The sequence below is a fragment of the Streptococcus sp. HMSC056C01 genome (genome assembly GCF_001811305.1).
Taxonomy (GTDB): Bacteria; Bacillota; Bacilli; order Lactobacillales; family Streptococcaceae; genus Streptococcus.
In genome coordinates this window covers 58,236-84,547 of the sequence record NZ_KV804181.1, presented here as the reverse complement: position 1 = coordinate 84,547, position 26,312 = coordinate 58,236, and the positions used below count along the sequence as shown (strand labels likewise).

The 26,312-nt window shown below is 41.5% G+C and carries 25 protein-coding genes and 1 riboswitch; of the genes, 20 read left to right on the top strand and 5 right to left on the bottom strand.

Translation table 11 applies throughout. The features are described from left to right. Positions 1-134: 134 nt before the first annotated feature. The 4 genes from mutL to HMPREF2795_RS00420 all read left to right on the top strand — a co-directional run bounded on the left by mutL (position 135) and on the right by HMPREF2795_RS00420 (position 4,042). Positions 135-2,084, top strand: coding sequence for a DNA mismatch repair endonuclease MutL (gene mutL / locus HMPREF2795_RS00435; protein WP_075227901.1), 1,950 nt, complete (start codon positions 135-137; stop codon positions 2,082-2,084). Positions 2,085-2,204: 120 nt separating this feature from the next. Then, on the top strand, positions 2,205-2,798 hold the full coding sequence (gene ruvA, locus HMPREF2795_RS00430) for a Holliday junction branch migration protein RuvA (RefSeq protein ID WP_075227900.1): 594 nt from the start codon (positions 2,205-2,207) through the stop codon (positions 2,796-2,798). Between the two features lie 9 nt (positions 2,799-2,807). Then, complete coding sequence (locus HMPREF2795_RS00425) at positions 2,808-3,371, top strand: DNA-3-methyladenine glycosylase I (protein ID WP_075227899.1); 564 nt, start codon at positions 2,808-2,810, stop codon at positions 3,369-3,371. After that, positions 3,368-4,042 carry a CPBP family intramembrane glutamic endopeptidase gene (locus HMPREF2795_RS00420; protein ID WP_075227898.1) on the top strand — a complete coding sequence of 225 codons (675 nt, stop codon included), beginning with the start codon at positions 3,368-3,370 and terminating at the stop codon, positions 4,040-4,042. Before HMPREF2795_RS00425 ends, HMPREF2795_RS00420 begins: the two co-directional genes overlap by 4 nt. A gap of 49 nt (positions 4,043-4,091) precedes the next feature. Here HMPREF2795_RS00420 and HMPREF2795_RS00415 read toward each other — a convergent pair whose 3' ends face one another. The 4 genes from HMPREF2795_RS00415 to HMPREF2795_RS00400 all read right to left on the bottom strand — a co-directional run bounded on the left by HMPREF2795_RS00415 (position 4,092) and on the right by HMPREF2795_RS00400 (position 7,370). Continuing rightward, entirely contained in the window at positions 4,092-5,123 is a 1,032-nt protein-coding gene (locus HMPREF2795_RS00415) for a S66 family peptidase (RefSeq protein ID WP_075227897.1), read from the bottom strand. 151 nt (positions 5,124-5,274) lie between these two features. Beyond that, complete coding sequence (locus HMPREF2795_RS00410; RefSeq protein ID WP_000166358.1) at positions 5,275-5,538, bottom strand: SemiSWEET family transporter; 264 nt, start codon at positions 5,536-5,538, stop codon at positions 5,275-5,277. Positions 5,539-5,738: 200 nt separating this feature from the next. Then, entirely contained in the window at positions 5,739-6,413 is a 675-nt protein-coding gene (locus tag HMPREF2795_RS00405; RefSeq protein ID WP_075227896.1) for a DUF1129 domain-containing protein, read from the bottom strand. Positions 6,414-6,425: 12 nt separating this feature from the next. Next, entirely contained in the window at positions 6,426-7,370 is a 945-nt protein-coding gene (locus HMPREF2795_RS00400) for a magnesium transporter CorA family protein (protein ID WP_000815631.1), read from the bottom strand. Between the two features lie 142 nt (positions 7,371-7,512). Here HMPREF2795_RS00400 and uvrA point away from each other — a divergent pair, with 142 nt between their 5' ends. The 10 genes from uvrA (at position 7,513) to HMPREF2795_RS00350 (ending at position 18,973) form a co-directional block, all read left to right on the top strand. Continuing rightward, the gene (gene uvrA, locus HMPREF2795_RS00395) at positions 7,513-10,344 is read left to right on the top strand and encodes an excinuclease ABC subunit UvrA (protein WP_075227895.1); all 2,832 of its coding nucleotides are present in this window, start codon (positions 7,513-7,515) and stop codon (positions 10,342-10,344) included. Continuing rightward, positions 10,337-11,398, top strand: a complete 1,062-nt coding sequence (locus HMPREF2795_RS00390; RefSeq protein ID WP_075227894.1) for a M24 family metallopeptidase — start codon at positions 10,337-10,339, stop codon at positions 11,396-11,398. The genes uvrA and HMPREF2795_RS00390 overlap by 8 nt, the downstream gene beginning before the upstream one ends. 53 nt (positions 11,399-11,451) lie before the next feature. Then, a riboswitch (M-box (ykoK) riboswitch) is annotated at positions 11,452-11,605 on the top strand. A gap of 298 nt (positions 11,606-11,903) precedes the next feature. After that, positions 11,904-14,564 (top strand): magnesium-translocating P-type ATPase, encoded by a 2,661-nt coding sequence (gene mgtA / locus HMPREF2795_RS00385; RefSeq protein WP_075227893.1) that lies wholly within the window; start codon positions 11,904-11,906, stop codon positions 14,562-14,564. 135 nt (positions 14,565-14,699) lie between these two features. Beyond that, positions 14,700-15,098, top strand: a complete 399-nt coding sequence (gene spx, locus HMPREF2795_RS00380; protein ID WP_000591165.1) for a transcriptional regulator Spx — start codon at positions 14,700-14,702, stop codon at positions 15,096-15,098. A 66-nt stretch (positions 15,099-15,164) separates the two neighbouring features. Then, positions 15,165-15,737, top strand: a complete 573-nt coding sequence (locus HMPREF2795_RS00375) for an SP0191 family lipoprotein (protein ID WP_000737513.1) — start codon at positions 15,165-15,167, stop codon at positions 15,735-15,737. A 96-nt stretch (positions 15,738-15,833) separates the two neighbouring features. Further along, positions 15,834-16,100 (top strand): IreB family regulatory phosphoprotein, encoded by a 267-nt coding sequence (locus tag HMPREF2795_RS00370; RefSeq protein WP_000507060.1) that lies wholly within the window; start codon positions 15,834-15,836, stop codon positions 16,098-16,100. A 3-nt stretch (positions 16,101-16,103) separates the two neighbouring features. Further along, complete coding sequence (gene ruvX / locus HMPREF2795_RS00365; protein ID WP_049502846.1) at positions 16,104-16,523, top strand: Holliday junction resolvase RuvX; 420 nt, start codon at positions 16,104-16,106, stop codon at positions 16,521-16,523. Positions 16,524-16,538: 15 nt separating this feature from the next. Continuing rightward, positions 16,539-16,844, top strand: a complete 306-nt coding sequence (locus HMPREF2795_RS00360) for a DUF1292 domain-containing protein (RefSeq protein ID WP_000017624.1) — start codon at positions 16,539-16,541, stop codon at positions 16,842-16,844. Between the two features lie 357 nt (positions 16,845-17,201). After that, complete coding sequence (locus HMPREF2795_RS00355; protein ID WP_075227892.1) at positions 17,202-18,440, top strand: bifunctional folylpolyglutamate synthase/dihydrofolate synthase; 1,239 nt, start codon at positions 17,202-17,204, stop codon at positions 18,438-18,440. Positions 18,441-18,535: 95 nt separating this feature from the next. Next, complete coding sequence (locus HMPREF2795_RS00350) at positions 18,536-18,973, top strand: SP_0198 family lipoprotein (protein ID WP_075227891.1); 438 nt, start codon at positions 18,536-18,538, stop codon at positions 18,971-18,973. 129 nt (positions 18,974-19,102) lie between these two features. Here HMPREF2795_RS00350 and HMPREF2795_RS00345 read toward each other — a convergent pair whose 3' ends face one another. Then, entirely contained in the window at positions 19,103-19,915 is an 813-nt protein-coding gene (locus HMPREF2795_RS00345) for a Cof-type HAD-IIB family hydrolase (RefSeq protein WP_075227890.1), read from the bottom strand. Positions 19,916-20,111: 196 nt separating this feature from the next. Here HMPREF2795_RS00345 and HMPREF2795_RS00340 point away from each other — a divergent pair, with 196 nt between their 5' ends. The 6 genes from HMPREF2795_RS00340 (at position 20,112) to recA (ending at position 26,160) form a co-directional block, all read left to right on the top strand. After that, positions 20,112-21,533 (top strand): NCS2 family permease, encoded by a 1,422-nt coding sequence (locus HMPREF2795_RS00340; protein ID WP_061863670.1) that lies wholly within the window; start codon positions 20,112-20,114, stop codon positions 21,531-21,533. Positions 21,534-21,619: 86 nt separating this feature from the next. Beyond that, positions 21,620-22,063 (top strand): tRNA (adenosine(37)-N6)-threonylcarbamoyltransferase complex ATPase subunit type 1 TsaE, encoded by a 444-nt coding sequence (gene tsaE, locus HMPREF2795_RS00335; RefSeq protein WP_075228011.1) that lies wholly within the window; start codon positions 21,620-21,622, stop codon positions 22,061-22,063. Beyond that, a complete protein-coding gene (locus HMPREF2795_RS00330) occupies positions 22,053-22,574 on the top strand; it encodes a GNAT family N-acetyltransferase (RefSeq protein WP_075227889.1) in 522 nt (173 codons plus the stop codon). Before tsaE ends, HMPREF2795_RS00330 begins: the two co-directional genes overlap by 11 nt. A 4-nt stretch (positions 22,575-22,578) precedes the next feature. After that, complete coding sequence (brpA, locus tag HMPREF2795_RS00325; RefSeq protein WP_049502894.1) at positions 22,579-23,616, top strand: glycopolymer--peptidoglycan transferase LytR; 1,038 nt, start codon at positions 22,579-22,581, stop codon at positions 23,614-23,616. Positions 23,617-23,695: 79 nt separating this feature from the next. Next, the gene (locus HMPREF2795_RS00320) at positions 23,696-24,964 is read left to right on the top strand and encodes a competence/damage-inducible protein A (protein WP_075227888.1); all 1,269 of its coding nucleotides are present in this window, start codon (positions 23,696-23,698) and stop codon (positions 24,962-24,964) included. 41 nt (positions 24,965-25,005) lie between these two features. Further along, complete coding sequence (gene recA, locus HMPREF2795_RS00315; protein WP_045762591.1) at positions 25,006-26,160, top strand: recombinase RecA; 1,155 nt, start codon at positions 25,006-25,008, stop codon at positions 26,158-26,160. The last annotated feature ends 152 nt before the right edge of the window (positions 26,161-26,312 follow it).

The following is a 26,312-nucleotide window of genomic DNA, read 5'->3' as shown; positions in this document are numbered from 1 at the left end:
TTGAGGTTGTGGATAGAACTGACGAAGTCAGTAATACATATACGGCAAGGCGAGACTGACGTGGTTTGAAGAGATTTTTGAAGAGTATTATTTTCAGAGAAATAGATAAAAATAGTTAAGAAAGGGGCTGAAAGATGTCTCATATTATTGAATTACCAGAAGTCTTGGCCAACCAGATTGCAGCAGGAGAAGTTATCGAGCGTCCTGCTAGCGTTGTTAAGGAGCTGGTAGAAAACGCCATTGACGCGGGCTCTAGCCAGATTATCATTGAGATTGAGGAAGCTGGTCTCAAGAAAATTCAAATCACAGATAATGGTCACGGAATTGCCCACGATGAAGTCGAGTTAGCTCTCCGCCGTCATGCGACCAGTAAGATTAAGAATCAAGCGGATCTTTTTCGAATTCGAACACTTGGTTTTCGTGGTGAAGCTCTGCCTTCTATCGCATCTGTCAGTGTTTTGACTTTGTTGACTGCGGTGGATGGAGCAAGTCACGGGACCAAGTTAGTGGCTCGTGGGGGAGAAGTTGAAGAGATTAGCCCAGCAACCAGTCCTGTGGGGACTAAGGTTTGTGTGGAGGATCTCTTTTTCAACACACCAGCTCGTCTCAAGTATATGAAGAGTCAGCAGGCAGAGTTGTCCCACATCATTGATATTGTTAATCGTCTTGGGCTAGCCCATCCTGAGATTTCCTTTAGCCTGATTAGCGATGGCAAGGAAATGACACGAACAGCTGGTACGGGTCAGCTGCGTCAGGCCATTGCTGGGATTTATGGTTTAGCTAGTGCCAAAAAGATGGTTGAGATTGAGAATTCTGACCTAGACTTTGAAATTTCAGGCTTTGTCTCCTTGCCGGAATTGACGCGGGCTAATCGCAACTATATCAGTCTTTTTATCAATGGTCGTTATATCAAAAACTTCCTGCTCAATCGTGCTATTTTAGATGGTTACGGCAGCAAGCTCATGGTGGGGCGTTTTCCACTAGCTGTTATTCACATCCAGATTGACCCTTACTTAGCCGATGTCAATGTGCACCCAACCAAGCAAGAGGTGCGTATTTCTAAGGAAAGAGAGCTGATGGCACTGGTTTCAGAAGCTATCGCAAAGAGTCTCAAGGAACAGACCTTGATTCCAGATGCCTTGGAAAATCTGGCAAAGTCTACCGTACGCAATCGTGAAAAAGTAGAGCAAACCATTCTCCCGCTTAAAGAAAATAATCTTTACTACGAGCAAACGGAGCTGACAAGACCGCCTCAAGCTGAGGTAGCAGACCATCAGGTGAATCTGACTGAAGAAAGACAGGATTTGAACCTCTTCGCTAAGGAAACCTTGGATCAGCTGACCAAACCAGCAAAACTGCATTTTGCAGAGAGAAAGTCTATCAGTTACGACCAACTGGATCATCCTGAGTTAGATATGGCTAGTTTGGATAAGGCTTATGACAAGCTGGAGCGAGAAGAATCTTCAAGCTTCCCGGAGTTGGAATTTTTCGGTCAGATGCATGGAACCTATCTCTTTGCCCAAGGTAGAGATGGGCTTTACATCATAGACCAACACGCAGCTCAGGAGCGGGTTAAGTATGAGGAGTATCGCGAAAGTATTGGCAATGTTGACCAGAGCCAGCAGCAACTCCTAGTGCCCTATATCTTTGAATTTCCTGCGGATGATTCCCTTCGCCTCAAGGAAAGAATGTCTCTTTTAGAGGAAGTTGGCGTCTTTCTAGCAGAGTACGGGGAGAATCAATTTATCTTGCGCGAACATCCCATTTGGATGGCAGAGGAGGAAATCGAGTCTGGTATCTATGAGATGTGTGATATGCTCCTTTTGACAAAGGAAGTTTCTATCAAGAAATACCGAGCAGAGCTGGCCATTATGATGTCCTGCAAACGGTCAATCAAGGCCAACCATCGTATCGATGACCACTCAGCCAGACAGCTTCTCTATCAACTCTCTCAATGCGACAACCCATACAATTGTCCCCACGGACGTCCTGTTTTGGTCCACTTTACCAAGTCAGATATGGAAAAGATGTTCCGTCGCATTCAAGAAAATCATACTAGCCTACGAGAACTAGGAAAATACTAATACTCTTCGAAAATCTCTTTAAACTGCGTCAGCCTTACCTTGCCTAACTCAAGTTATGCCTACGGTTAGCTTACTAGTTTACTCTTTGATTTTCATTGAGTATAAATTGAAGGGAAAATTATGTACGAATATCTAAAAGGTATCATTACCAAAATTACTGCTAAATACATCGTTCTAGAAGCTAACGGTATCGGCTATATCCTACATGTAGCTAACCCTTATGCCTACTCAGGACAAGTCAACCAAGAAGCGAAAATTTATGTGCATCAAGTCGTTCGCGAAGATGCTCATCTCCTTTACGGTTTCCGTTCAGAAGACGAGAAAAAACTCTTTCTCAGTTTGATTTCTGTATCAGGCATTGGTCCTGTATCAGCTCTGGCTATTATCGCAGCTGATGACAATGCAGGGCTCGTTCAAGCCATCGAGACCAAGAACATTACCTACTTGACCAAGTTCCCCAAAATTGGCAAGAAAACAGCCCAACAGATGGTGTTGGACTTAGAAGGTAAGGTGGTTGTCGCAGGGGATGACCTCCCTGCTAAGACGGCAGCTCCATCTAGCAATGACAACCAAGAATTGGAAGAAGCTATGGAAGCCATGTTGGCATTGGGCTACAAGGCGACCGAGCTTAAGAAGATCAAGAAATTCTTTGAAGGAACTTCTGATACAGCTGAAAACTACATCAAATCTGCCCTTAAAATGTTGGTAAAATAGGAGGTTCCTATGCCCAAACGCTGTGGCTGGGTCAAAATGAACAACCCGCTATATGTAGCTTACCATGATGAAGAATGGGGTCAGCCCCTCCATGATGATCAGGCCCTTTTTGAGTTGTTGTGTATGGAGACCTATCAGGCCGGTCTATCTTGGGAAACGGTGCTCAATAAACGCCAGGCCTTCCGTCAAGTTTTTCATGGTTACCAAATTCAAGCTGTTGCAGACATGACGGATGAAGAACTGGAAGCTTTGATGAATAATCCAGCAATTATCCGCAATCGTGCCAAGATTTTTGCGACGCGAGCTAATGCCCAGGCCTTTCTACAAGTTCAGAAAGAGTATGGCTCTTTTGATGCTTATCTCTGGTCTTTTGTGGATGGGAAAACCATGGTCAATGATATCCCGGACTACAGTCAAGCACCAGCCAAAACGCCTTTGTCTGAAAAAATATCCAAGGGTCTCAAAAAACGAGGCTTCAAGTTCACAGGACCAGTCGCTGTTTTATCCTTTCTACAAGCTGCAGGATTAGTTGATGACCACGAGAATGATTGTGAATGGAAGGGTCTTAAATGATGTCTAACAAAAATAAGGGAATTCTGATTTTTGCGATTCTCTATACAGTCCTTTTTGTGTTTGATGGTATACGAGTATTTGATGCTCCATTACCTTCTTCTGCAGGGACATATTTAGTCTATACCATCATGTTTGTGTATGGTTGCTTCTTATTTAAGTCCCTATTGCTCCAAAAGTGGGAAGAGATTAGAAAGGCTAAAAGAAAATTCTTCTTTGGCGTCTTAACAGGATGGCTCTTTCTCATTCTGATGACTGTTGCCTTTGGATTTATATCAGAGTTGTTGAGGCAGTTTTTCGGGCTGGTCGGACAAGGTCTAAACCAGTCGAATATTCAAATTACCTTTCAAGAGCAACCACTACTGATAGCAGTTTTCGCCTGCATCATTGGACCTTTGGTGGAAGAACTCTTTTTCCGTCAGCTCTTATTGCATCACTTGCAGAAAAGTCTGCCAAGTTGGCTAAGCATTCTTCTGGTAGGAATTGTCTTTGCTCTGACTCATATGCATAATGTAAGTTTATCAGAGTGGGTCGGTGCAGTCGGATACCTAGGTGGGGGCCTTGTCTTTTCTATTATTTATGTGAAAGAAAAGGAGAATGTCTACTATCCCCTACTTGTTCACATGTTAGGCAATAGCCTATCCTTTATTATTTTAGCTATCGGTAGTATGTGATGAAAATGCTAGTAACGATACTGAAAAAAGCTGAGAAATTTTCCCAGCTTTATTTGTTATAGTCAAAGTGGATGACTTGCTCCTCTGCATCTACGTAGGCGTGAACGCCAAAGGGGACAATTGCTCTTGGAGTTGCATGACCAACATTTAGATTATAGACAATCGGGATATTGCTATCAATGATATCCAATAGTGCCTCTTTATAGTCGTCATAGAAAGTTTCATCCATAGGTTTCCCGACCAAGAGTCCTCTGATGACCTCGAATATACCAGTTTCCTTTAAAGTCCGCAACATCTTTTTGAAGTCGTCAGGTTCAGGCTTTTCTTCACTTGTTTCTAGCAATAGAATCTTTCCTTCCCAGTCGGATAAGTCAGGGAAAAGTTTGTATTTTTGGCAGAGGTCTGTGCTATCTGCGTGTAGAGAGTTGTCAAAAATATCATAGAGAGACTCAAGACAACCACCGAGGATTTCTCCCTCAAACTGAGCATTGCCTTGTAACAAGTCAAAACCTGTATTTGCATGGCTGATACGAGGTGTTCCCAAAGCTTTGGGACTAAAATCAGTCCGTTCCTCATACCAAACGTTACTAGGGCGGATTTCTGAGATTTTTCCAGTCTCAATCAATTCTTTAAAGTAGTGGCAGCTATATGGTAACATTTCTTTGTCTAACTCACAAATGTCTGCTAGAAATGATTGGCCGTAAAAAGTCTTAATTCCTAGTTTATGCAACATTAGATGGTTCATGGTCGTATCCGAGAAGCCAAGAAAAATCTTTTGTTTGATAACTTTTTCTAGTTGGTCATTTTCAAAAAGATAGGATAATAAACGATAGGTATCGTCTCCACCGATGGCGCATAGGATCATGTCGATGCTATCATCAGAAAAGGCCTGAATCAAATCCTCTGCACGTGCTTCAGGATGGTCCTTGATAAAGTCTAAGCCTTTTAGCGAATGGGGTAAAAAGATAGGATTGAGTCCCAAGTCCTTGAGACGTTGGACACCCAAGTCCACTTCGTGTTTGACAAAGTCTTCTCCGATAATGCCACTAGACAAACTAACAATACCAATAGTAGAAACCATATCTCATCCTCCTAGAAATAAATTGATGCTATTGTATCACAAAAGATGAGGAGAAACAACAATGATTAGAATCAGAAAAAGGCTTTTAGATCACGAAAGTAAGCAAAAAAGCAACCGCTCGATGTGGTTGCTTTTTATAGTAGTTGCATTCTTATAGAGCAGTAAGGAAGGTCAGTCCTCCAAGGACAACCCCGGCCGAGTTTGGAATGATTAGAATCCAATCTTTCTTAGGCTCTTTTGTCCATCCATAAATGACCCAGATTAAGCAAGAGATTGCTGCTGATAAAGGTTGAAATGGTTGAGCTTTGTTCCCTTGTAAATTGGCAAAAATTTGGGGGATGTAGGCTATAAATACAATAATCCCAATAAAGGCACCAATTGAACCAACAATTTGATTAATTCTCTGTTTAGTCATATATATTTCTCCTTATTATTTTATTAGTATAACAGAAAAACAACTTGAATTCAAGGATAAAACCTAGGGATTTTAAGGGGAGCCGTTACATTAGAACGTTTTTAGAAAATGTAGCTACTTTTCTTTGGAGAATCAAAAAATGCTTTGGAGCCATAATAAAAGTAGTCTGTCTGTAAAACACACTACTTTTTTTGTTTATCTTAATATCTAGCTGGTCCAGCACTTGCGCTCTTGATGTTGAAACGTTTTTTGAGGTAGAAACGTAGGGCAAGAAGTGCTCCTCCAATCACCAACAAAACAAGTGGTGGGAGACTAATATTGATGGCTTGTGGAAGGAAGTTACTCAAGAAGAGGATGAGAACCCAGGCAAACATAGTTGCTAACATAACCAAAAGTGATTTCCAGAATGGAGGGCGTTGGCTACGGTCAGTATCTGGCCCGTAGTAGCGGTAGATGAAGTGATAGAGAAGGTAAAAGGCAACTCCACCAAAGGCCCCTACACTGATAAGTGTTACCAATCCGTAGGCCACGGGTTGGTTTGAGAAGAAGCTCATCAAGGCGCTAACTACTGCAAAAAGTCCTGTGATGAAAAGGGCTGAATCCAACATCATCAATTTTGGATCGTCGTTTTCTTTTGGATGTTCTTTCTCGTATTGCTCTTTTTCGCTAAAGCTGTGAGCCCAGTGAGTTGGTGCTCCGTAGATAGAACGAGCTGTCACCCCTTTTGGTTGTTCTTCAAGGATATGAGGAATGACTTCTTCAAGGATGACCTTGATTTCGGCGTCAGTTTTTCCATCTTTAAGAAACTGCTGGGTTGCAATGTGGATAAATTCTTGGTTTTTCTTGGTTAATTCTTTTAAATCAATCTGTGACATAATAACTCCTGTTTAGAACCATTTTTTATGGATGAGGTAAAGAGTGAGAGAAACACTCATAGCAAAGGCGATAAAGACGATGAGCCAGAAAGCGTGTGGTTCTCCGTTTAAAGGAATTTCATTATCCTTAAAGTTCATTCCGTAGGCTGAGAAAATCATGGTCGGGATGGACATAACGATGGTCACGAGGGCCAAGGTTTTCATGATATTGTTCTGGTTGTTTGAAATGATAGAAGCGAAGGTCTCTGTCATAGAGTGAAGGACGTTTCCATAGATGTCCGCCATCTCGATGGCCTGTTGCGTTTCAATCAAGGTATCTTCCAGTAAGTCTTCGTCTTCGAGATATTTCTTGATATTGCTAGTTGCGCTGGTCAATTTTTTAATCACGCGCTCATTTGTCTTAAGTGAAGCTTTGAAGTAGACGATGGTCTTTTCCAATTCCATGAGTTCAATCAATTCTTCGTTTCGAGTAGATTTATGAAGTTGACTCTCAATCTGCTCACTCTTACGTTCGATTGAACGGAGGGCTGTCAAGTAAATCTCCGCATTGCGGTAGAGGATTTGGAAGATGAAGCGCGAACGCATGAAGGTATAGAAATTTCGAAGCCTACGATTGATAAAGACATCAAGAAGTGGTAGAGGCTCCAAGCAAGTGGTAATAATAGCCTCTTCTGTGATGATAATCCCCAAGGGAATAGTCACATAGTAGGTCTGGTTATTTCTTTCCTCTGTGATTGGGACGTCTACGATAATCAAGGTGTACTCATCTTCGATGGTGATACGAGACATTTCTTCGGCATCGAGTGGTGCACGGAGATCGGCGATATCAATATCAAAGGCTGAGGCGATTTCCATCGATTCGCTTTGAGTAGGATTGACGAGATTGATCCAAGTGCCCGGCTGGAGCGTATCGATCTCTTTAAATTCAGTTGTTGTTGAGAGAAAGACTTGTTTCATATCTCCTATCCTTTCCTAATCTAATTCGTGTTTCAGTGATTTTTGACACCGTACTATTATACTACAAAATCGGCTTTTTTGGTAATAGAATTTCACTTTTTTTGGTATAATGGAAAGCAACAATGAACTAGAAAGAAGTAATATGCAAGATAAGATTGTCATCCATGGGGCACGCGCCCATAATTTAAAAAATATAGATGTGGAAATTCCGCGTGACAAGCTAGTTGTGGTGACGGGACTATCTGGATCAGGAAAGTCTAGTTTAGCCTTTGATACCCTTTATGCAGAAGGGCAACGTCGCTACGTTGAGAGTCTGTCAGCTTATGCTCGTCAGTTCTTAGGCAATATGGAAAAGCCAGATGTGGATTCTATCGATGGTCTCAGCCCTGCCATTTCCATTGACCAGAAAACGACCAGTAAAAATCCTCGTTCGACGGTTGGAACAACGACGGAAATCAACGATTATCTACGTCTTCTCTATGCACGTGTAGGGACCCCCTACTGTATCAATGGACATGGGGCTATCAAGGCTTCGTCTGTAGAGCAGATTGTGGACAAGGTTTTGGAATTGCCAGAACGCCAACGCTTGCAGATTTTGGCTCCTGTCATTCGTAAGAAAAAGGGTCAGCATAAGACGCTGATTGAAAAGATTCAAAAGGATGGCTATGTTCGTGTCCGTGTCGATGGGGTTGTCTATGATGTGACCGAAGTTCCTGAACTTGAAAAGAATAAACAACACAACATCGATGTGGTGGTAGACCGTATTATCATCAAAGATGGTATCCGTAGTCGTCTCTTTGACTCAATTGAAGCAGCCCTTCGTATCGCTGAAGGTTATGTCGTTATTGATACTATGGATGATTCAGAGTTGCTCTTTTCAGAACACTATGCTTGTCCAGTATGTGGATTTACAGTTCCAGAGCTAGAACCTCGTCTCTTCTCCTTCAATGCACCATTTGGTTCTTGTAGCGAGTGTGATGGTTTGGGAATCAAGCTAGAGGTTGATACGGACTTAGTCGTACCAGATGCTAGCAAGAGCCTTCGCGAGGGAGCCTTAGCGCCTTGGAACCCTATCTCTTCAAACTATTATCCAAATATGCTGGAACAAGCCATGACAGCCTTTGGAGTGGATATGGATACTCCTTTTGAGGCCTTGTCCGAGGAGGAAAAACATCTCATTTTCTATGGTTCAGATGGGAAAGAGTTCCATTTCCATTATGAAAATGAATTCGGCGGAGTTCGTGATATCGACATTCCATTTGAAGGAGTGCTTGGAAATATCAAGCGTCGCTATCATGAAACCAATAGCGACTACACTCGTACACAGATGCGTCTCTATATGAACGAGCTGACTTGTGGCACTTGTCATGGTTATCGTCTCAATGACCAAGCCTTATCTGTTCGAGTAGGGGGAGAAAAAGGGCTCCATATCGGAGAAATTTCAGACCTCTCCATCGCAGACCATTTGGAGGTCATTGATCAACTAACTCTATCTGAAAATGAAGCTATTATCGCTCGTCCTATCCTGAAGGAAATCAAGGACCGCTTGACCTTCCTCAATAACGTGGGTCTTAACTATTTAACGTTATCCCGCTCGGCAGGAACCCTATCAGGTGGGGAGAGTCAACGTATTCGTTTGGCGACCCAGATTGGTTCCAATCTCTCAGGAGTTCTCTATATCCTTGATGAGCCATCCATCGGTCTTCACCAGAGGGACAATGACCGCCTGATTGCCAGCCTGAAAAAGATGCGTGACTTGGGGAATACCTTGATCGTGGTGGAACACGATGAAGATACTATGCGAGAAGCTGATTATCTGATTGACGTTGGCCCTGGTGCAGGTGTCTTTGGTGGAGAAATTGTTGCTGCAGGAACGCCTAAACAGGTAGCTCGCAACAGCAAATCCATTACAGGACAGTATCTGTCAGGGAAACGCGCGATTCCAGTGCCGTCAGAACGTCGTGTAGGAAATGGACGCTTTATCGAAGTGATAGGCGCGCGTGAGAACAACTTGCAAAACATCACCGTTCGTTTCCCACTAGGAAAATTCATTGCGGTGACAGGGGTATCTGGTTCAGGGAAGTCTACCTTGATTAATAGCATCCTCAAAAAGGCTATTGCACAAAAGCTCAATCGCAATTCAGACAAGCCTGGTAAGTTTAAATCCATTACAGGAATCGAGCATATCGATCGTCTGATAGACATTGACCAGAGTCCAATTGGACGAACACCGAGGTCTAATCCTGCGACCTATACAGGTGTCTTTGATGACATTCGAGACCTCTTTGCTCAGACCAATGAAGCCAAGATTCGTGGCTACAAAAAGGGTCGCTTCAGTTTCAATGTCAAGGGTGGTCGCTGTGAGGCCTGCTCGGGTGATGGGATTATCAAGATTGAAATGCACTTCTTGCCAGATGTATACGTGGCTTGTGAAGTCTGCCATGGGACCCGCTACAACAGTGAAACGCTAGAAGTACACTACAAGGAAAAGAATATCTCGCAAGTCTTGGATATGACCGTCAACGATGCGGTAGAATTTTTCCAACATATTCCGAAAATTCAACGCAAACTCCAGACCATCAAAGATGTTGGTCTAGGTTATGTGACCTTGGGACAACCAGCTACGACACTTTCTGGAGGGGAGGCCCAGCGTATGAAGCTGGCTAGTGAACTCCACAAGCGCTCGACAGGTAAGTCCTTCTACATTTTAGATGAACCGACAACTGGTTTGCATACTGAGGATATTGCTCGCCTACTCACCGTTTTGTCTCGCTTTGTTGATGATGGTAATACAGTTCTCGTCATTGAGCACAATCTGGATGTTATCAAAACAGCAGACCATATTATCGACCTAGGACCAGAAGGTGGTGTTGGTGGCGGAACTATTATCGCAACAGGGACACCAGAGGAAGTAGCTGCTAATGAAGCTAGCTATACAGGACAGTATTTGAAAGGAAAGTTACATCATGAATAAACGTGTACAAGCATTTTTAGATAAAATGCAAGAAAAAGAACTAGATGGAATCATTATCAATAACCTTAAAAATGTCTACTATTTGACAGGATTTTGGGGTTCAAATGGGACAGTCTTTATCAGTCGTGACCGTCAAGTCTTGGTGACAGATGCCCGCTATATTATCGCTGCTAAGCAAGAAGTAACTGGTTTTGAGATTTTTGCAGAGCGTGACGAGTTGGCTATTATCGCAAAGATTGCAAAAGATATGGGCCTTTCTCGTATCGGGTTTGAAGATGAGATTTCAGTTTCTTATTACCATCGTATGCAAACAGCCTTTAAAGGTTTGGAATTGCTCCCTCAAACTCAGTTTGTTGAAGCCCTTCGTATGATTAAGGACGAGACAGAGATTGCGACTATTCGTAAGGCTTGTTCCATCTCAGACCAAGCTTTCCACGATGCTCTTGACTTTATCAAGCCAGGTAAGACAGAAATTGAAATTGCCAATTTCCTTGACTTCCGTATGCGTGAGCTGGGAGCGGCAGGTTTGTCTTTTGACACAATCTTAGCAAGTGGAATCAACTCTTCTAAACCTCATGCCCACCCAATGCACAAGCCAGTAGAACTAGGCGAAGCAATCACTATGGATTTTGGGTGCCTTTATGACCACTATGTCAGTGATATGACACGTACCATCTACCTAGGTCATGCCAGCGACGAACAAGCAGAAATCTACAACACCGTTTTGAAGGCTAACCAAGCTCTGATTGACCAAGCTAAGGATGGCTTAGGTTTCCGTGATTTTGATAAAATCCCTCGTGATATTATTGTGGAAGCAGGCTATGGAGAATACTTTACACACGGTATCGGGCACGGTATTGGACTTGATATCCACGAAGAACCTTACTTTAGCCAAACTTCCAAAGAAGTTATTAAATCTGGAATGGTCTTGACTGATGAACCTGGTATTTATATTGAAGGTAAATACGGAGTTCGTATCGAAGATGATATCTTGATTACAGATACAGGTTGTGAGTTATTAACCCTTGCTCCAAAAGAATTAATCGTAATCTAAGAAAAATGAGATAAATCGTTGACTTTTACGAGTTAAAGGTTTATACTGAAAGGCGAAAACGGTAGGTGAGGCTACCATAGGGATACGGATGACTACCGCAAAGCAGTGGAGACACTACTCGTTGGTCAACAGTCCTGGTCGCGAAGGTCAAGACTAAGCTCATTACATCGCCCTATGGAGTTAAAGCTTGAACGAAAACAGATAATAAGTTTTTTAGTCCTGCCATTTTATGGCAGGATTTTCTGCTGTTTTAGAACAAAGAAAGGAGAAAAACGATGCAAATTGACGATCATCCAGAACCGCACATACACAGCCAATCGCTGATTTGTGTCGTTTTGTCCCTATAAAGTGATTGGTCTCTGTGTATGATACTCTTCGAAAATCAAATTCAAACTACGTCAACTTCGCCTTGCCGTACTCAAGTACAACCTGCGGCTAGCTTCCTAGTTTGCTCTTTGATTTTCATTGAGTATGAAATCACCATTCATACAGATAGGAGAAACCAATGAAAACTACAAAAGAAAGATTAGCAGCAGCTATTCAAACTCCATTTAAAGATAGTCTAGCTTTTTACCATACAAGTCTAAAAGGCTTAGACCAAGAACAAGTCGAAGAAAACCGTGACCTATATGGTGAAAACACCATTACCAAGGGTCAAGAGGATTCCATCTTTAAAAAGATTTATGAGTCCATTATCAATCCTTTCACAATCATTTTGCTTGTGATTGCCTTTATCTCTCTCGTTACAAATGTCTGGCTTGCCAAACCTGGTCAAGAAGATCCAACGACATCTATCATTATCGTTGTCTTGGTTTTGATTTCAGGAGGCATCCGTTTTGTCCAAGAATTGCGAAGCGATAAGGCAACAACCAATCTTTCAAAAATGATTGTCAACACAGCAACTGTTATTCGCGATGGTCTTGAACAAGAGTTACCCATCGATGACTTGGTTGTGGGAGACCTCGTGAAATTGAGCGCTGGAGATATGATTCCCGCAGATGTCATCTTATTTGAATCACGCGACTTTTTTGTTCAACAGTCAGGTTTGACTGGAGAAAGTGATGCAGTCGAAAAACTTGCTTTAAATAAAGCTACTAATCAAAATGTAGAGAGTCTTTTAGAAGCAGAATCTTTGGCCTTCATGGGGACAAACGTTATCTCAGGAAGTGCTACAGCTATGGTTCTCGCTGTTGGTGATGACACCATGATGGGAGCTATTGAGCAAACTCTCAACACCTATGATGAGCCAACTTCTTTTGAACGTGAAATGAACAGCATTTCTTGGCTCTTGATCCGCTTGATGCTTGTCATGGTTCCGATTGTGTTTTTTGCAAATGGGTTGACCGACGGAGACTGGCTAGAGGCTGGAGTCTTTGCCTTGAGTGTCGGTGTCGGACTGACACCAGAAATGCTTCCAATGATTATCACAGCCAGCTTGGCCAAAGGTTCCATTATCATGGCCAAGGAAAAGGTGGTTATCAAAAAACTCAATGCTATTCAAGACCTAGGAGCAATCGATATCCTATGTACGGACAAAACTGGAACTCTAACACAAGATGAGATTGTCTTAGAATACCCCTTGGATATCCACGGTGATTTGGATATGGCAGTCTTAAGAAGAGCTTATCTAAATTCACATTTCCAAACAGGTTTGAAAAACTTGATGGACCGTGCCATTATCAGTAGAACCGAAAAAGAAGCCAAAGAACACGCTATTCTACAAGATTTGGATAACATCTTCCAAAAGATTGATGAACTGCCTTTTGACTTTGAGCGTAGACGCATGAGTGTTATCGTCAAAGATGATAGCAATGTTGTTAGTATGGTGACCAAAGGCGCTTTGGAAGAAATGTTAACTATTTCAACACATGTGGAATATCGCGGAGAAATCATTCCCCTAACCGAAGACATTCGCCAAGAAGTATTAGCAGAAGTTGGTCAATTAAACCGTCAAGGTTTGCGTGTTTTAGGTGTTGGTTACAAGTCAGGTCTACGTGAAGATTATGCCTATGCTGTGACTGATGAAAGTGACATGATCCTTACAGGTTACCTTGCCTTTTTGGATCCGCCAAAACCATCTGCAGCACCAGCCATTCAAGCTCTACTTGAGCATGGTGTCAAAACAAAAATTTTAACTGGGGATAACGAAAAAGTAACCCAAGCCATTTGTGAAAAGGTTGGTTTGGACGTTGAGCATATGCTCTTAGGGGCTGACATTGACCAAATGACAGATCAAGAATTGGCAGAAGCGGTTGAAAGTGTAACAGTATTTGCTAAATTGTCTCCTGATCAAAAAGCCCGTATCATTCTACAGTTAAAGAAAAATGGTCACGGTGTTGGTTATATGGGTGACGGTATTAATGACGCTCCATCCATGAAGGTGGCAGATGTCGGTATTTCTGTAGATACAGCAGTAGACATCGCCAAGGAAACTGCGGATGTTATTTTGCTAGACAAGGATCTCATGGTTCTTGAAACTGGTATCGTTGAGGGTCGTAAGGTCTACGCCAACATGACCAAGTACATCAAGATGACCGTCAGTTCAAACTTTGGGAATATCTTCTCACTCCTTGTTGCGAGTATTTTCTTACCATTTTTACCAATGGCTCCTGTTCATCTCATTGTCCTAAACCTAGTCTATGATTTGTCTTGTGTGGCATTGCCATTTGATAATGTGGATCAAGACTTCCTTAAACAACCCCATACATGGGAAGCAAAATCCATTACGCGATTTATGGTTTGGATGGGACCGATCTCATCAGTCTTTGATATTTTGACCTTTATCTTCCTCTACTTTATCATTGTTCCATTGGTGACAGGTCATCACTATGTTCACGGGTCTGAATCTGCCCTTCAGTTTATTATCTTGTTCCAAACAGGATGGTTCATCGAATCTATGTGGTCTCAAACTATGGTCATCCATATGCTTCGTACAGCAAAAGTTCCTTTTGTACAAAGCAGACCAGCTTGGCTTGTGATTTTGATGACTCTGGTTGCAGCCTTTTTCGTAACCAGTCTACCTTATGGACCACTAGTAAATATCCTTCGTCTAGCACCCTTAGGACTTCCTTACTTCTTGTTCTTAATTTGTATTATTTTCTTGTATATGTTTAGCGTCACAGTTATTAAGAAATTTTACATTAAGAAATATAAAGAATGGTTATAGTTCGTGTTTTGTCAAGAAAAAAGTTCAAAAATTGCCAAAAAAGTTAAAATTTTTTAAAAATAGGTCGCAAGTCCGATGTTTTTTATGGTATAATAGTCTAAACTGATAGTAACATGTAGCGAAAGGGGTAGGTACATGATCAAAATTTATACAGTCTCAAGTTGTACTAGCTGTAAAAAAGCGAAGACCTGGCTCAATGCCCACCAGTTAAGTTATAAAGAACAAAACCTTGGTAAGGAAGGAATCACGAGAGAAGAACTACTTGATATTTTGACAAAAACAGACAATGGAATTGCAAGTATCGTATCATCGAAAAATCGTTATGCAAAGGCCCTTGGTGTTGATATCGAAGATTTGAGTGTCAATGAAGTGCTCAACCTAATCATGGAAACACCACGTATCTTGAAAAGTCCGATTCTTGTAGATGAGAAACGCCTACAAGTTGGCTATAAAGAAGACGATATCCGTGCCTTTTTGCCACGCTCTGTCCGTAATGTGGAAAATGCAGAAGCGCGTTTACGTGCGGCTCTATAAAACATCAAGGCTGGGAGTGACTCCTGGCCTTCTCTAATATTTAAATTGGATAACATGTGAGGATTTATGAAAAAGTTAGTCATTGGAACATTCGCAGCACTATTTTTGCTCGTTGGATGTGGTCAGAAAAAAGAAACAGCAGCTTCAACTACTGAGAGTTCTCAAGAAGCCCTACAGTCTACCTTGCCCGTATTAGAAAATGCAACCAAGAATACAGTTGTTACCAAGACCTTGGTTTTGCCAGCTGATGAGAGTGGAGCACAGCAAACTCAAATCATTACCTACAAAGGCAATCAATTTTTAAGCTTGACCATTCAGCAAAAGCGTCCTGTATCAGAAGATTTAAAAAATTATATTTCTGAGCGAGGATTAGATGAAGCTAAAAAAGCTCTTAAAGAAGCTGAGGACAAGGATGAGTCTGTTCAAGCGGCTCGAAAAATTTCAGGATTTACCATTGAAACGACTCTTTTAAATGAGAAAGAAATGGAAACCAAGACTAGCTATGATTTCCAAACACTGGATCTCAAAAAAGCAAGTGAAAACGAATACTTGAAGAATGTTGGACTGGAAAATCTATTGAAAAACGAACCAGAGGACTATATTGCTAATCGTGTTGCAAATGGGGCAACAGTCCAGTAAAAAGTCAGAGAAAATCAGCAGAATCAGACTGTGTGATTTGTAGAACGACCGCGAATGTGCTATAATAGTACTATTCTAAGGAAAGAGGGTGTTAGAATGGGATTTACTGAAGAAACCGTACGTTTTAAATTGGACGATTCCAATAAAAAAGAAATCAGTGAAACATTGACAGATGTCTATGCTTCTTTGAATGAAAAGGGCTATAACCCTATTAACCAGATCGTGGGCTATGTTCTCAGTGGAGACCCAGCTTACGTTCCTCGTTATAACAATGCACGAAATCAAATCCGTAAGTATGAGCGAGATGAAATCGTTGAAGAACTGGTTCGCTACTACCTTAAAGGACAAGGAGTCGATCTATAATCTATGAGAATTATGGGATTGGACGTTGGTTCCAAAACGGTAGGAGTAGCGATTAGCGATCCGTTAGGTTTTACGGCACAAGGGCTTGAAATCATCCAAATCAATGAAGATCAAGGTCAGTTTGGTTTTGAACGCCTCAAGGAACTCGTTGAAACCTATAAGGTAGACCGTTTTGTTGTTGGTTTGCCTAAAAACATGAACAATACCAGCGGACCGCGCGTGGAGGCCAGTCAAGCCTATGGAGCTAAACTAGAAGAACTCTTTGGTCTACCAGTAGAGTATCAAGATGAACGCCTAACTACGGTCGCTGCAGAGCGTATGTTGATTGAGCAAGCAGATATTAGTCGCAATAAGCGTAAAAAAGTTATTGATAAACTAGCTGCTCAATTAATTTTGCAAAATTATTTAGATAGAAAATTTTAAGACAGAGGAGAAACTATGTCACACGATCACAACCACGATCACGAAGAACGTGAACTTATTACACTTGTAGATGAGCAAGGAAATGAAACTTTATTTGAAATCCTTTTGACTATTGACGGAAAAGAAGAATTTGGTAAAAACTATGTCCTTCTTGTACCAGTTAACGCAGAAGAAGATGAAAACGGCGAAGTTGAAATCCAAGCATACTCATTCATCGAAAACGAAGATGGAACAGAAGGCGAATTGCAACCAATCCCTGAAGATTCAGAAGATGAATGGAATATGATTGAAGAAGTCTTCAACAGCTTTATGGAGGAGTAAAAACGTCCAGTGGACGTTTTTAGCCTGACGCTAAAAATAAAAACCGTCAGTAAGTTCGGGGGACGTTTTTAGCCCTGCGCTAGAAATTGGAAATGCAGGTAGTCTGGGAGACTGTATCAGCCCAGTTCCTTGAAATAAGAAAGAACTGGTAAGTCCAGTGGATGTTTTTAGCCCAGTTCCTTAAAATAAGAGAGAGCTGGCGAGTTCGGGGAACGTTTTTACCCCAACTCCTAGAAACTAGGGAGACTTGGAACGTCCGGGGGACATTTTTCTCCCATACTAGAATTAAATACTAGCTAATGAAGTAAAAAGCGAAGAGAATCTTCGCTTTTTTGTTAAGGATTAAGGAGATTAAGCGTGTTTGAAGTAGAAAAATGGCTTCATAGTCGAATCGGTTTGAATTTCAGATCAGGTTTGGGGCGGATGCAGAGAGCGGTAGACTTGCTGGGGAACCCTGAGCAAGCCTATCCTATTATCCATGTGACAGGGACAAATGGAAAGGGTTCAACCATCGCCTTTATGAGAGAGCTCTTTCTTTCTCATGGTAAGAAGGTGGGGACCTTTACTTCGCCCCACATTGTTAGCATCCATGATCGGATTTGTATCAATGGTCAACCCATATCGGACGCAGACTTTATCCGTTTAGCAAATCAAGTTAAGGAAATGGAGCAAAGACTTCTAGAAACACACGATCAGCTATCTTTTTTTGAGTTGTTAACCGTGATTGCTTTGCTTTATTTTAAAGAACAAGGGGTGGAACTAGTTCTATTAGAAGTTGGAATTGGTGGCTTGCTTGACACGACCAATGTGGTGACTGGAGAAATCGCAGTTATTACATCAATCGGCCTAGATCACCAGGAGACCTTGGGCAATAGTCTGGAAGAAATCGCTGAACAGAAAGCAGGAATTTTTAAGCCAGAAAAGACAGCCGTTGTTGCCAATCTAGCTCCTGAATCCCAGCTCGTTTGTCAAAAGATATCAGAAGATTTGGATGTTACTCTCTACCAAGCTGACCGAGATTTTTCTTTCAAATCAGGAGTTTTTTCTTCTTCTATTGCGAACTTGTCCCGACTAAAACTAGGTTTGGAAGGAACTTATCAAGAGGAGAATGCTGCTTTGGCTTTGCAGGCATTTCTGTTGTTTATGACAGAGAGAGGTGAAAAAGTCAATGAGGAAGCTATCCGGCGTGCTCTGAAAACAACCAGCTGGGCTGGGCGTCTAGAAGCTGTGACGGAGCACATTTATTTAGATGGTGCCCATAATCTACCGGCTTTAGAACGATTGGTTGAATTTATCCAGGAAAAAATTCAGCAAGGTTATCAACCTCAAATCCTTTTTGGTGCTTTAAAGCGTAAAGATTACAGTGGCATGCTTGGTTATCTGACAGATCATTTACCTGATACAGCTCTCTATGTGACGAGTTTTGACTATCAGGGATCTTTGGAGGAGCAGGATTTGAGTGGCTATCATAGAGTTGCTTCCTATCGAGACTTTATAGATGATTTTGAAAAGTCTGCAGGGGAGAAAGACTTACTGTTTGTTACAGGTTCCCTCTATTTTATATCTGAAGTTCGTGCCTACCTTATAAAAACATAGTTGCTTGATTGACCTTGTTTCCTTTATTTGATATAGTATAAGTGGAATAGTTCTGCAGTTTTTCTGCCTTTAGCTCCTGAAAGAAAGGAGACATTATGTCACTAAAAAAATTTACACTTTCTCTTGCTACTGTAGCAAGTCTTAGTCTTTTAGTTGCTTGTTCGTCAACAACTAAGTCGACACCGTCATCCCAAGCAAGCTCTAGCTCTGAAGTGAGCACTAGTCAAGTATCAGAAACCAGTGCTTCTAGTTCTACTACTAGTGCAAAGGCTGACACAACTACTAATATAGATGGGACCTACAAGGGACAAGACGAGGGTGATAGCATTACTCTTGTAGTCACTGGAAATACCGGAACGTGGACAGAAGTTGAAGCGAACGGAGATCAAGAGGTGAAGAAGGTAACCTTCGAACCAGAAAATCAGAGAGTCTTTATTGGAGACGATATCAAGATTTATGTGGCTGAAGAGAACCAGATTATTATCGATGACATGGACCGTGAGGCTTCAGATCGTATCGTTTTAAAGAAATAGACATCATTTGTTGGGATTTGGATCTGTAAAAGACGGATTCAAATCCTTTTTTCATTGACTTTGAGCTCAAAAAAATTCCATACTCTTAAGGTAGCTAATGTCTACCACAAAAGTATAGAATGAGTGAAATTAAAGAAATCGTTCTTGTAAAAACTGAGCGACGCCATCTTCTTCGTTGGTTAGTGGTAATTGCTCGTCTGCGAAAGGTAACAGAGCAGGATTTGCGTTTTTCATGGCATAGCCTTTACTTGCAAAAGAAAGCATTTCTTGGTCATTGTGTTCGTCACCAAAGGCAATCAAATTCTGTTTGTCTATATTCATGACCGTGAGAAGATATTCAAGGGCAAAGGCCTTGTGAACTCCTTTTGTAGTACATTCGAGAATGTTCAAAGGGCCACCCCAAGTGTTAATATTGAGTTGGTGCTTGTAGAAGCTGTTCATCTCTTCAGCTAGTGCATATTTATCGTCTGCCCTCGTTTGTAATAAAATGCAGTTAGGACCCTTGGTCACTAAATCAGACTGGAATTGATTTTCAGGGCGAAAGTTTTCAACACCAAATAATTTAGGGTTGGCAATTTTTTTGTCCGGGGCTGTAATGTAAAACTTTTTACGGTATTCACCTGCGATAAAGTCTGCCTCAATATCCTCTTTTCGTTTCACGATATCCAAGAGGTATTTTTTGTCCACAGTCAGACACTTTTCATGTTTCCAAGTCTTACCTGGCAGATGAGTGAGTGAACCGTTGAAGTTGATCATAGGGGTTTCAAGTTCAAGTTGGTCATAAAAATCTTTGGCCATACGGTAAGGGCGACCAGTTGCGATAACAACTTGGTGGCCTTTTTTAGAAATTTTCTTAATCGTTTCAATAGTAAAATCAGAAAGTTTGCTTTCAGAGTTGAGCAAGGTTCCGTCCAAATCGACGGCAATCATTTTTTTAGTCATAAAATCCTCCCGAATCTAGTTTCAGATAAGATGTTTTCTATTATATCAGAAAGTGACTAGAAAAGCTGATAATAAGCGAAAATAGAGACAATAATATCTCATAAGAATTTTTAAAATTAGAAAAAACATCTTGAAAAGATGAATGATTGGTGATATAATGGTAGTATTGTTCGTAAAATGACAAAGGAGATTAAAAATGGACAAACTATTTAAACTAAAAGAGCACGGGACAGACGTCCGTACAGAGGTTCTTGCTGGTTTAACAACTTTCTTTGCAATGAGTTATATTCTCTTTGTAAACCCTCAAATGCTTTCACAAACAGGAATGCCTGTTCAAGGTGTATTCTTGGCAACAATCATCGGTTCTGTTGTGGGAACTTTGATGATGGCTTTCTATGCTAACTTGCCATATGCACAAGCCCCAGGTATGGGACTAAACGCCTTCTTTACATTTACCGTCGTATTTGGGATGGGCTATACTTGGAAAGAAGCTCTTGGGATGGTCTTCATCTGTGGAGTTATTTCACTGATTATTACATTGACCAATGTTCGTAAAATGATCATCGAATCTATTCCTACAACTCTTCGTTCAGCGATTTCAGCTGGTATTGGGGTTTTCCTTGCTTATGTTGGGATTAAGAATGCTGGTCTCTTGAAATTCTCGATTGACCCAGGTACCTATACAGTAGCAGGTGAAGGAGCAGATAAGGCTCAAGCAGCACTTACTGCAAACTCAGCAGCTGTTCCAGGATTGGTAGACTTCAACACTCCAGCTGTCTTGGTAGCTCTTGCAGGTCTTGCCATTACTATCTTCTTCGTTGTTAAGGGGATCAAAGGTGGTATCATCCTTTCTATTTTGACAACGACAGTTCTTGCCATTGCTGTTGGTCTTGTTAATTTGTCTAGCATTGACTTTGCAAGCAATAATCTTTCATCAGCAGTTAACGACCTAGGAACCTTGTTTGGTGCTGCTCTTGGTTCAGAAGGATTGGGATCTCTGATTTCAAACACTTCTCGTTTGCCAGAAACCTTAATGGCCATTCTTGCTTTCTCATTGACAGATATTTTTGATACTATCGGTACTCTTATCGGTACTGGTGAAAAAGTTGGTATCATTGCAACAAGTGGTGAAAACCATGAGTCAGCTAAATTGGATAAGGCTCTTTACTCTGACTTGGTGGCAACTTCAGTAGGTGCTATTGCAGGTACTTCAAACGTTACAACTTATGTTGAGTCTGCAGCGGGTATCGGTGCTGGTGGACGTACTGGTTTGACAGCTTTGGTTGTTGCCATCTGTTTTGCCCTATCAAGCTTCTTTAGCCCACTTCTAGCAATTGTTCCAACAGCTGCAACTGCACCAATTTTGATCATCGTCGGAATTATGATGCTTTCTAACTTGAAAAATATCCCTTGGGATGATATGGCTGAAGCTGTTCCAGCTTTCTTCACATCTATCTTTATGGGATTCAGCTACTCAATCACACAAGGGATTGCCGTTGGTTTCTTAACTTATACTTTGACGAAGGTTGTCAAAGGTCAAGTGAAAGATGTGCATGTCATGATTTGGATTTTGGATGCCTTGTTTATCTTGAACTACATCAGTATGGCTCTTAACTAATGACAAAAACTAAAAAAAGAGGGGAGTCTCCTCTTTTTTTGTTGATGGAAATATCACAAAATAAAACTTTTTGGTATAATAATTACATGTACACAAAAAATGAAGATGAGTTGGTTGCACTTGGGGAAAAGCTAGGGCACTTTTTAGAAAAAAATGATGTGTTGATTTTGACTGGTGAATTAGGTGCTGGGAAAACAACGCTAACAAAGGGTCTGGCTAAGGGATTAGGTATTTATCAAATGATTAAGAGTCCTACTTATACCATTGTTAGAGAATATGAAGGACGTCTACCCTTGTATCACTTAGATGTTTATCGCATCGAAGGGGATGCAGATTCTATCGACTTGGATGAATTCCTTTTTGGTTCAGGTGTAACGGTTATTGAGTGGGGACATCTATTGGGGGAAAATCTTCCATCAGATTATCTGGAGTTAGAAATCCTTAAAAAAGATGAGGGCCGAGAAATCGTCTTTCATGCTCATGGCCAAAGAGCGACAGAACTTTTGAAAGGATTGACGGATGGAGTATGATCTTTTAATCCGTGAAGCGGAAGCCCAGGATGCTTCAGCGGTCATTGCTCTCTTAGATCAAATTGGTCAAGAGTCCAGTTTCACCAGTCTGGATGAAAATGGGATTGCAATGACTGAGTCTGAGATGCAACATTTTTTGGACAAGCAGGCCCAGTCGTATAATCAAATTACCCTACTCGCTTTTTTGAATGATGAGTTAGTAGGAATCATCAATATAACAGCTGATCAACGTCCGCGAGTCCGTCATATTGGGGATGTCTTTTTAGGAATAAAAAAAGCTTACTGGGGAAATGGTCTCGGTAGTGTCCTGATGGAAGAAGCTATTGAATGGGCCAAATCAAGTGATAGTGTACGACGTCTACAATTGACAGTTCAAAAAAGAAATCTTGCTGCGGTGCATCTATATGAAAAAATGGGTTTTATTATAGAAGGATTACAGGAACGTGGCGCTTGTATAGAAGGAGGAGAGTTTCTAGATGTTTACCTGATGGGTCAACTGATAGATGAATAAAAGTATGGCAAAAAAGATAATCGGAATGTTTTTAGGCTTTGTTCTTGTGACAGTACTTGGTGTGGGAGCTTATGCCTATACGATCTACCAACAGAGTACACAGACTTTGGCTAAAACCTATAAAAAAATCGGTGAAGAAACCAAGGTCATTGAAGCGACCGAACCTCTGACGATTTTGCTTATGGGCGTGGACACAGGGAATGTTGAACGTACAGATCCATGGGCGGGTAATAGTGATTCGATGATTTTGGTCACAGTGAATCCTAAAACTAAGAAGACAGTCATGATGAGTTTGGAGCGTGATATTCTCACACAAATCCAGCAACCAGATGGTAGTGTAATAGAGGCTAAACTCAATGCCGCCTATGCCAATGGTGGAGCAGAGTTGTCTATTTCAACGATTCAAAAAATGATGAATATCCATATCGACCGCTATGTGATGGTCAATATGCATGGACTTCAAAGAATGGTTGATGCTGTGGGTGGTATTACAGTGAACAACACTCTAGGTTTCCCAATCTCTATCCAAGATCAGGAACCATTTAATACGATTTCTATCGGTGTTGGCGAACAGAAGCTAAATGGTGAAGAAGCCCTTGTTTATTCACGTATGCGTTATCAGGATCCAGAAGGAGACTATGGTCGTCAAAAACGTCAGCGTGAAGTGATTCAAAAAGTTGTCGAGAAGATTCTTAGTTTGAATAGTGTGAGTCACTATCAAGAGATTCTGAAGGCTCTTAGCGATAATATGCAGACAAATATCGAAATTACAACGACAACGATTCCTCAGTTGATGGGTTATCAAGATTCATTTAAAAATATTGAGTCTCAACAATTGCGTGGAGAGGACGCAATGCTTCAAGGGACATCTTACCAAATCGTGACATCTGAGCATATGTTAGAGATGCAAAATCTTTTACGCCGTTCGCTCGGGCAACCAGAGGTTACGAATTTGGAGACTAATGTAGTCTTGTATGAGAATCTTTATGGTCAGGGTCAGTTGCCTCAATCTACTAGTGTTGCAGTAGAAGAATTAGAATAATAGGAAACTATTCATCAAATCGTAGGAATTATCCTGCGATTTTTTCAAAGAAATCCGAATAGGTAAGTAGGAGGAAAACATGAAAGCAGAAATTATAGCTGTTGGAACAGAGATTTTGACAGGTCAGATTGTCAATACTAATGCGCAATTCTTGTCTGAAAAGTTGGCTGAAATCGGTGTAGATGTCTATTTTCAGACGGCCGTAGGAGATAACGAGGATCGTCTCTTATCCTTGTTAGAAATTGCTCAGAATCGCAGTAGTCTAGTTATTTTAACAGGTGGCTTGGGGCCAACGGAAGATGATTTGACCAAGCAAACTTTGGCCCAATTTTTGGGACGTGACTTGACTTTTGATCCTCAGGCTCAGGCTAAGCTAGATGACTTTTTTGCTCACCGACCAGACTATGCTAGAACTCCAAATAATGAACGCCAGGCTCAAATTGTTCAAGGTTCAACTCCATTACCAAACGAAACAGGGCTAGCAGTAGGTGGCATGATCGAGGTGGCTGGGGTAACCTACGTCGTTCTACCAGGACCTCCAAGTGAATTGAAACCTATGGTCTTAAATGAGCTGCTTCCAAGATTGACAACGGGATCTAAGCTCTATTCACGTGTGCTTCGTTTCTTTGGCGTTGGTGAGAGCCAGCTAGTGACCATTCTATCAGATTTGATTGACCAGCAGACGGATCCAACCTTGGCACCTTATGCTAAAACTGGGGAAGTGACCCTTCGCTTATCAACCAAGGCTAAGAGTCAAGAAGAAGCGGATCGTGTTCTAGATGCTTTAGAACAAAAAATCCTTGAAAGAGAAACCTTTGAAGGTGTTTCACTTCGAGAAATTTGCTATGGCTATGGGGAAGAAACTAGCTTGGCTAGCCTGGTAGTAGAAGAGTTGAAAAAGCAAAAGAAAACTATCACTGCAGCAGAAAGCTTGACTGCAGGTCTTTTTCAAGCTACTTTGGCTGATTTCTCAGGTGTATCTGCTATCTTTAAAGGTGGTTTTGTGACCTATAGCCTTGAAGAAAAAGCTAAGATGCTTGATATTCCAAATGCTGAATTGGAAAAACACGGAGTAGTCTCAGCCTTTACTGCTGAAAAAATGGCTGAACAGGCGCGAATCAAGACCCAGTCAGATTTTGGAATTAGTTTGACAGGAGTGGCTGGACCAGATAGCCTAGAAGGACATCCAGCAGGTACAGTCTTTATCGCTTTGGCGCAAGCTTCGGGGACAGAAGTTATCCAGGCCAATATAGCAGGCAGAAGTCGAGCAGATGTGCGAGAAATTGCAGTCCTACATGCTTTTAACCTAGTTCGCAAAGCTTTATTAAGTGCTGGAGATTTGTTATAATAGAAGAAGGTCTTAGGACTATTAGAATATAGGAGAACAAAATGGCGAAAAAACCAACAAAAAAATTAGACGAAATTGGCAAAAAATTTGGTGCTGATCGTGAAAAAGCCCTAAACGATGCCCTTAAATTGATTGAAAAAGATTTCGGTAAGGGATCAATCATGCGCTTGGGTGAACGTGCAGAGCAAAAGGTCCAAGTGATGAGTTCAGGATCTTTGGCTCTTGATATCGCACTCGGATCAGGTGGTTATCCAAAGGGACGTATCATCGAAATCTACGGGCCAGAATCATCAGGTAAGACAACGGTTGCCCTTCATGCGGTAGCGCAAGCGCAAAAAGAAGGCGGAATTGCTGCCTTTATCGATGCGGAGCACGCTCTTGATCCAGCCTATGCAGCAGCGCTTGGTGTTAATATCGATGAATTGCTCTTGTCACAACCAGATTCAGGTGAGCAAGGTCTTGAAATTGCTGGGAAATTGATTGACTCAGGTGCAGTTGATCTTGTTGTTATCGACTCAGTTGCTGCCCTTGTACCTCGTGCAGAAATCGATGGAGATATCGGAGATAGCCACGTTGGTCTTCAAGCTCGTATGATGAGCCAGGCTATGCGTAAACTCGGAGCTTCTATTAATAAGACTAAGACAATCGCTATCTTCATTAACCAATTGCGTGAAAAAGTAGGAGTTATGTTTGGTAATCCAGAGACAACTCCTGGTGGACGTGCCCTTAAATTCTACGCTTCTGTCCGTTTGGATGTTCGTGGAAGCACACAAATCAAGGGAACTGGTGATCAAAAAGATACGAGCGTAGGTAAGGAAACCAAGATTAAGGTTGTTAAAAATAAGGTGGCTCCACCATTTAAAGAAGCCTTTGTTGAAATCATGTATGGTGAAGGAATTTCAAGAACTGGTGAGCTTTTGAAGATTGCAAGTGATCTTGACATCATCAAGAAAGCAGGAGCATGGTATTCTTACAAAGACGAAAAGATCGGTCAAGGTTCTGAAAATGCTAAGAAATACTTGGCAGATCACCCAGAAGTCTTTGATGAGATTGACCACCAAGTTCGTGTCAAGTTTGGCTTGATTGAAGATGATGCAGTAGCTGATGAAAAAGTTGCACCTGCGGAATCAGAAGTAGCTAATCAAGAAGTGACTCTTGACCTTGGCGATGATCTTGAAATCGAAATTGAAGATTAAAAAGTAAAAGTGGCGGAGGAATCCCCACTTTTTCTGTTCTTTGGACTAAGGAACCGAAACAATGAGAGCTTAAGAATTGCTAATACTCTTCGAAAATCAAATTCAAACCACGTCAGCTTCGCCTTGCCGTACTCAAGTACAACCTGCGGCTA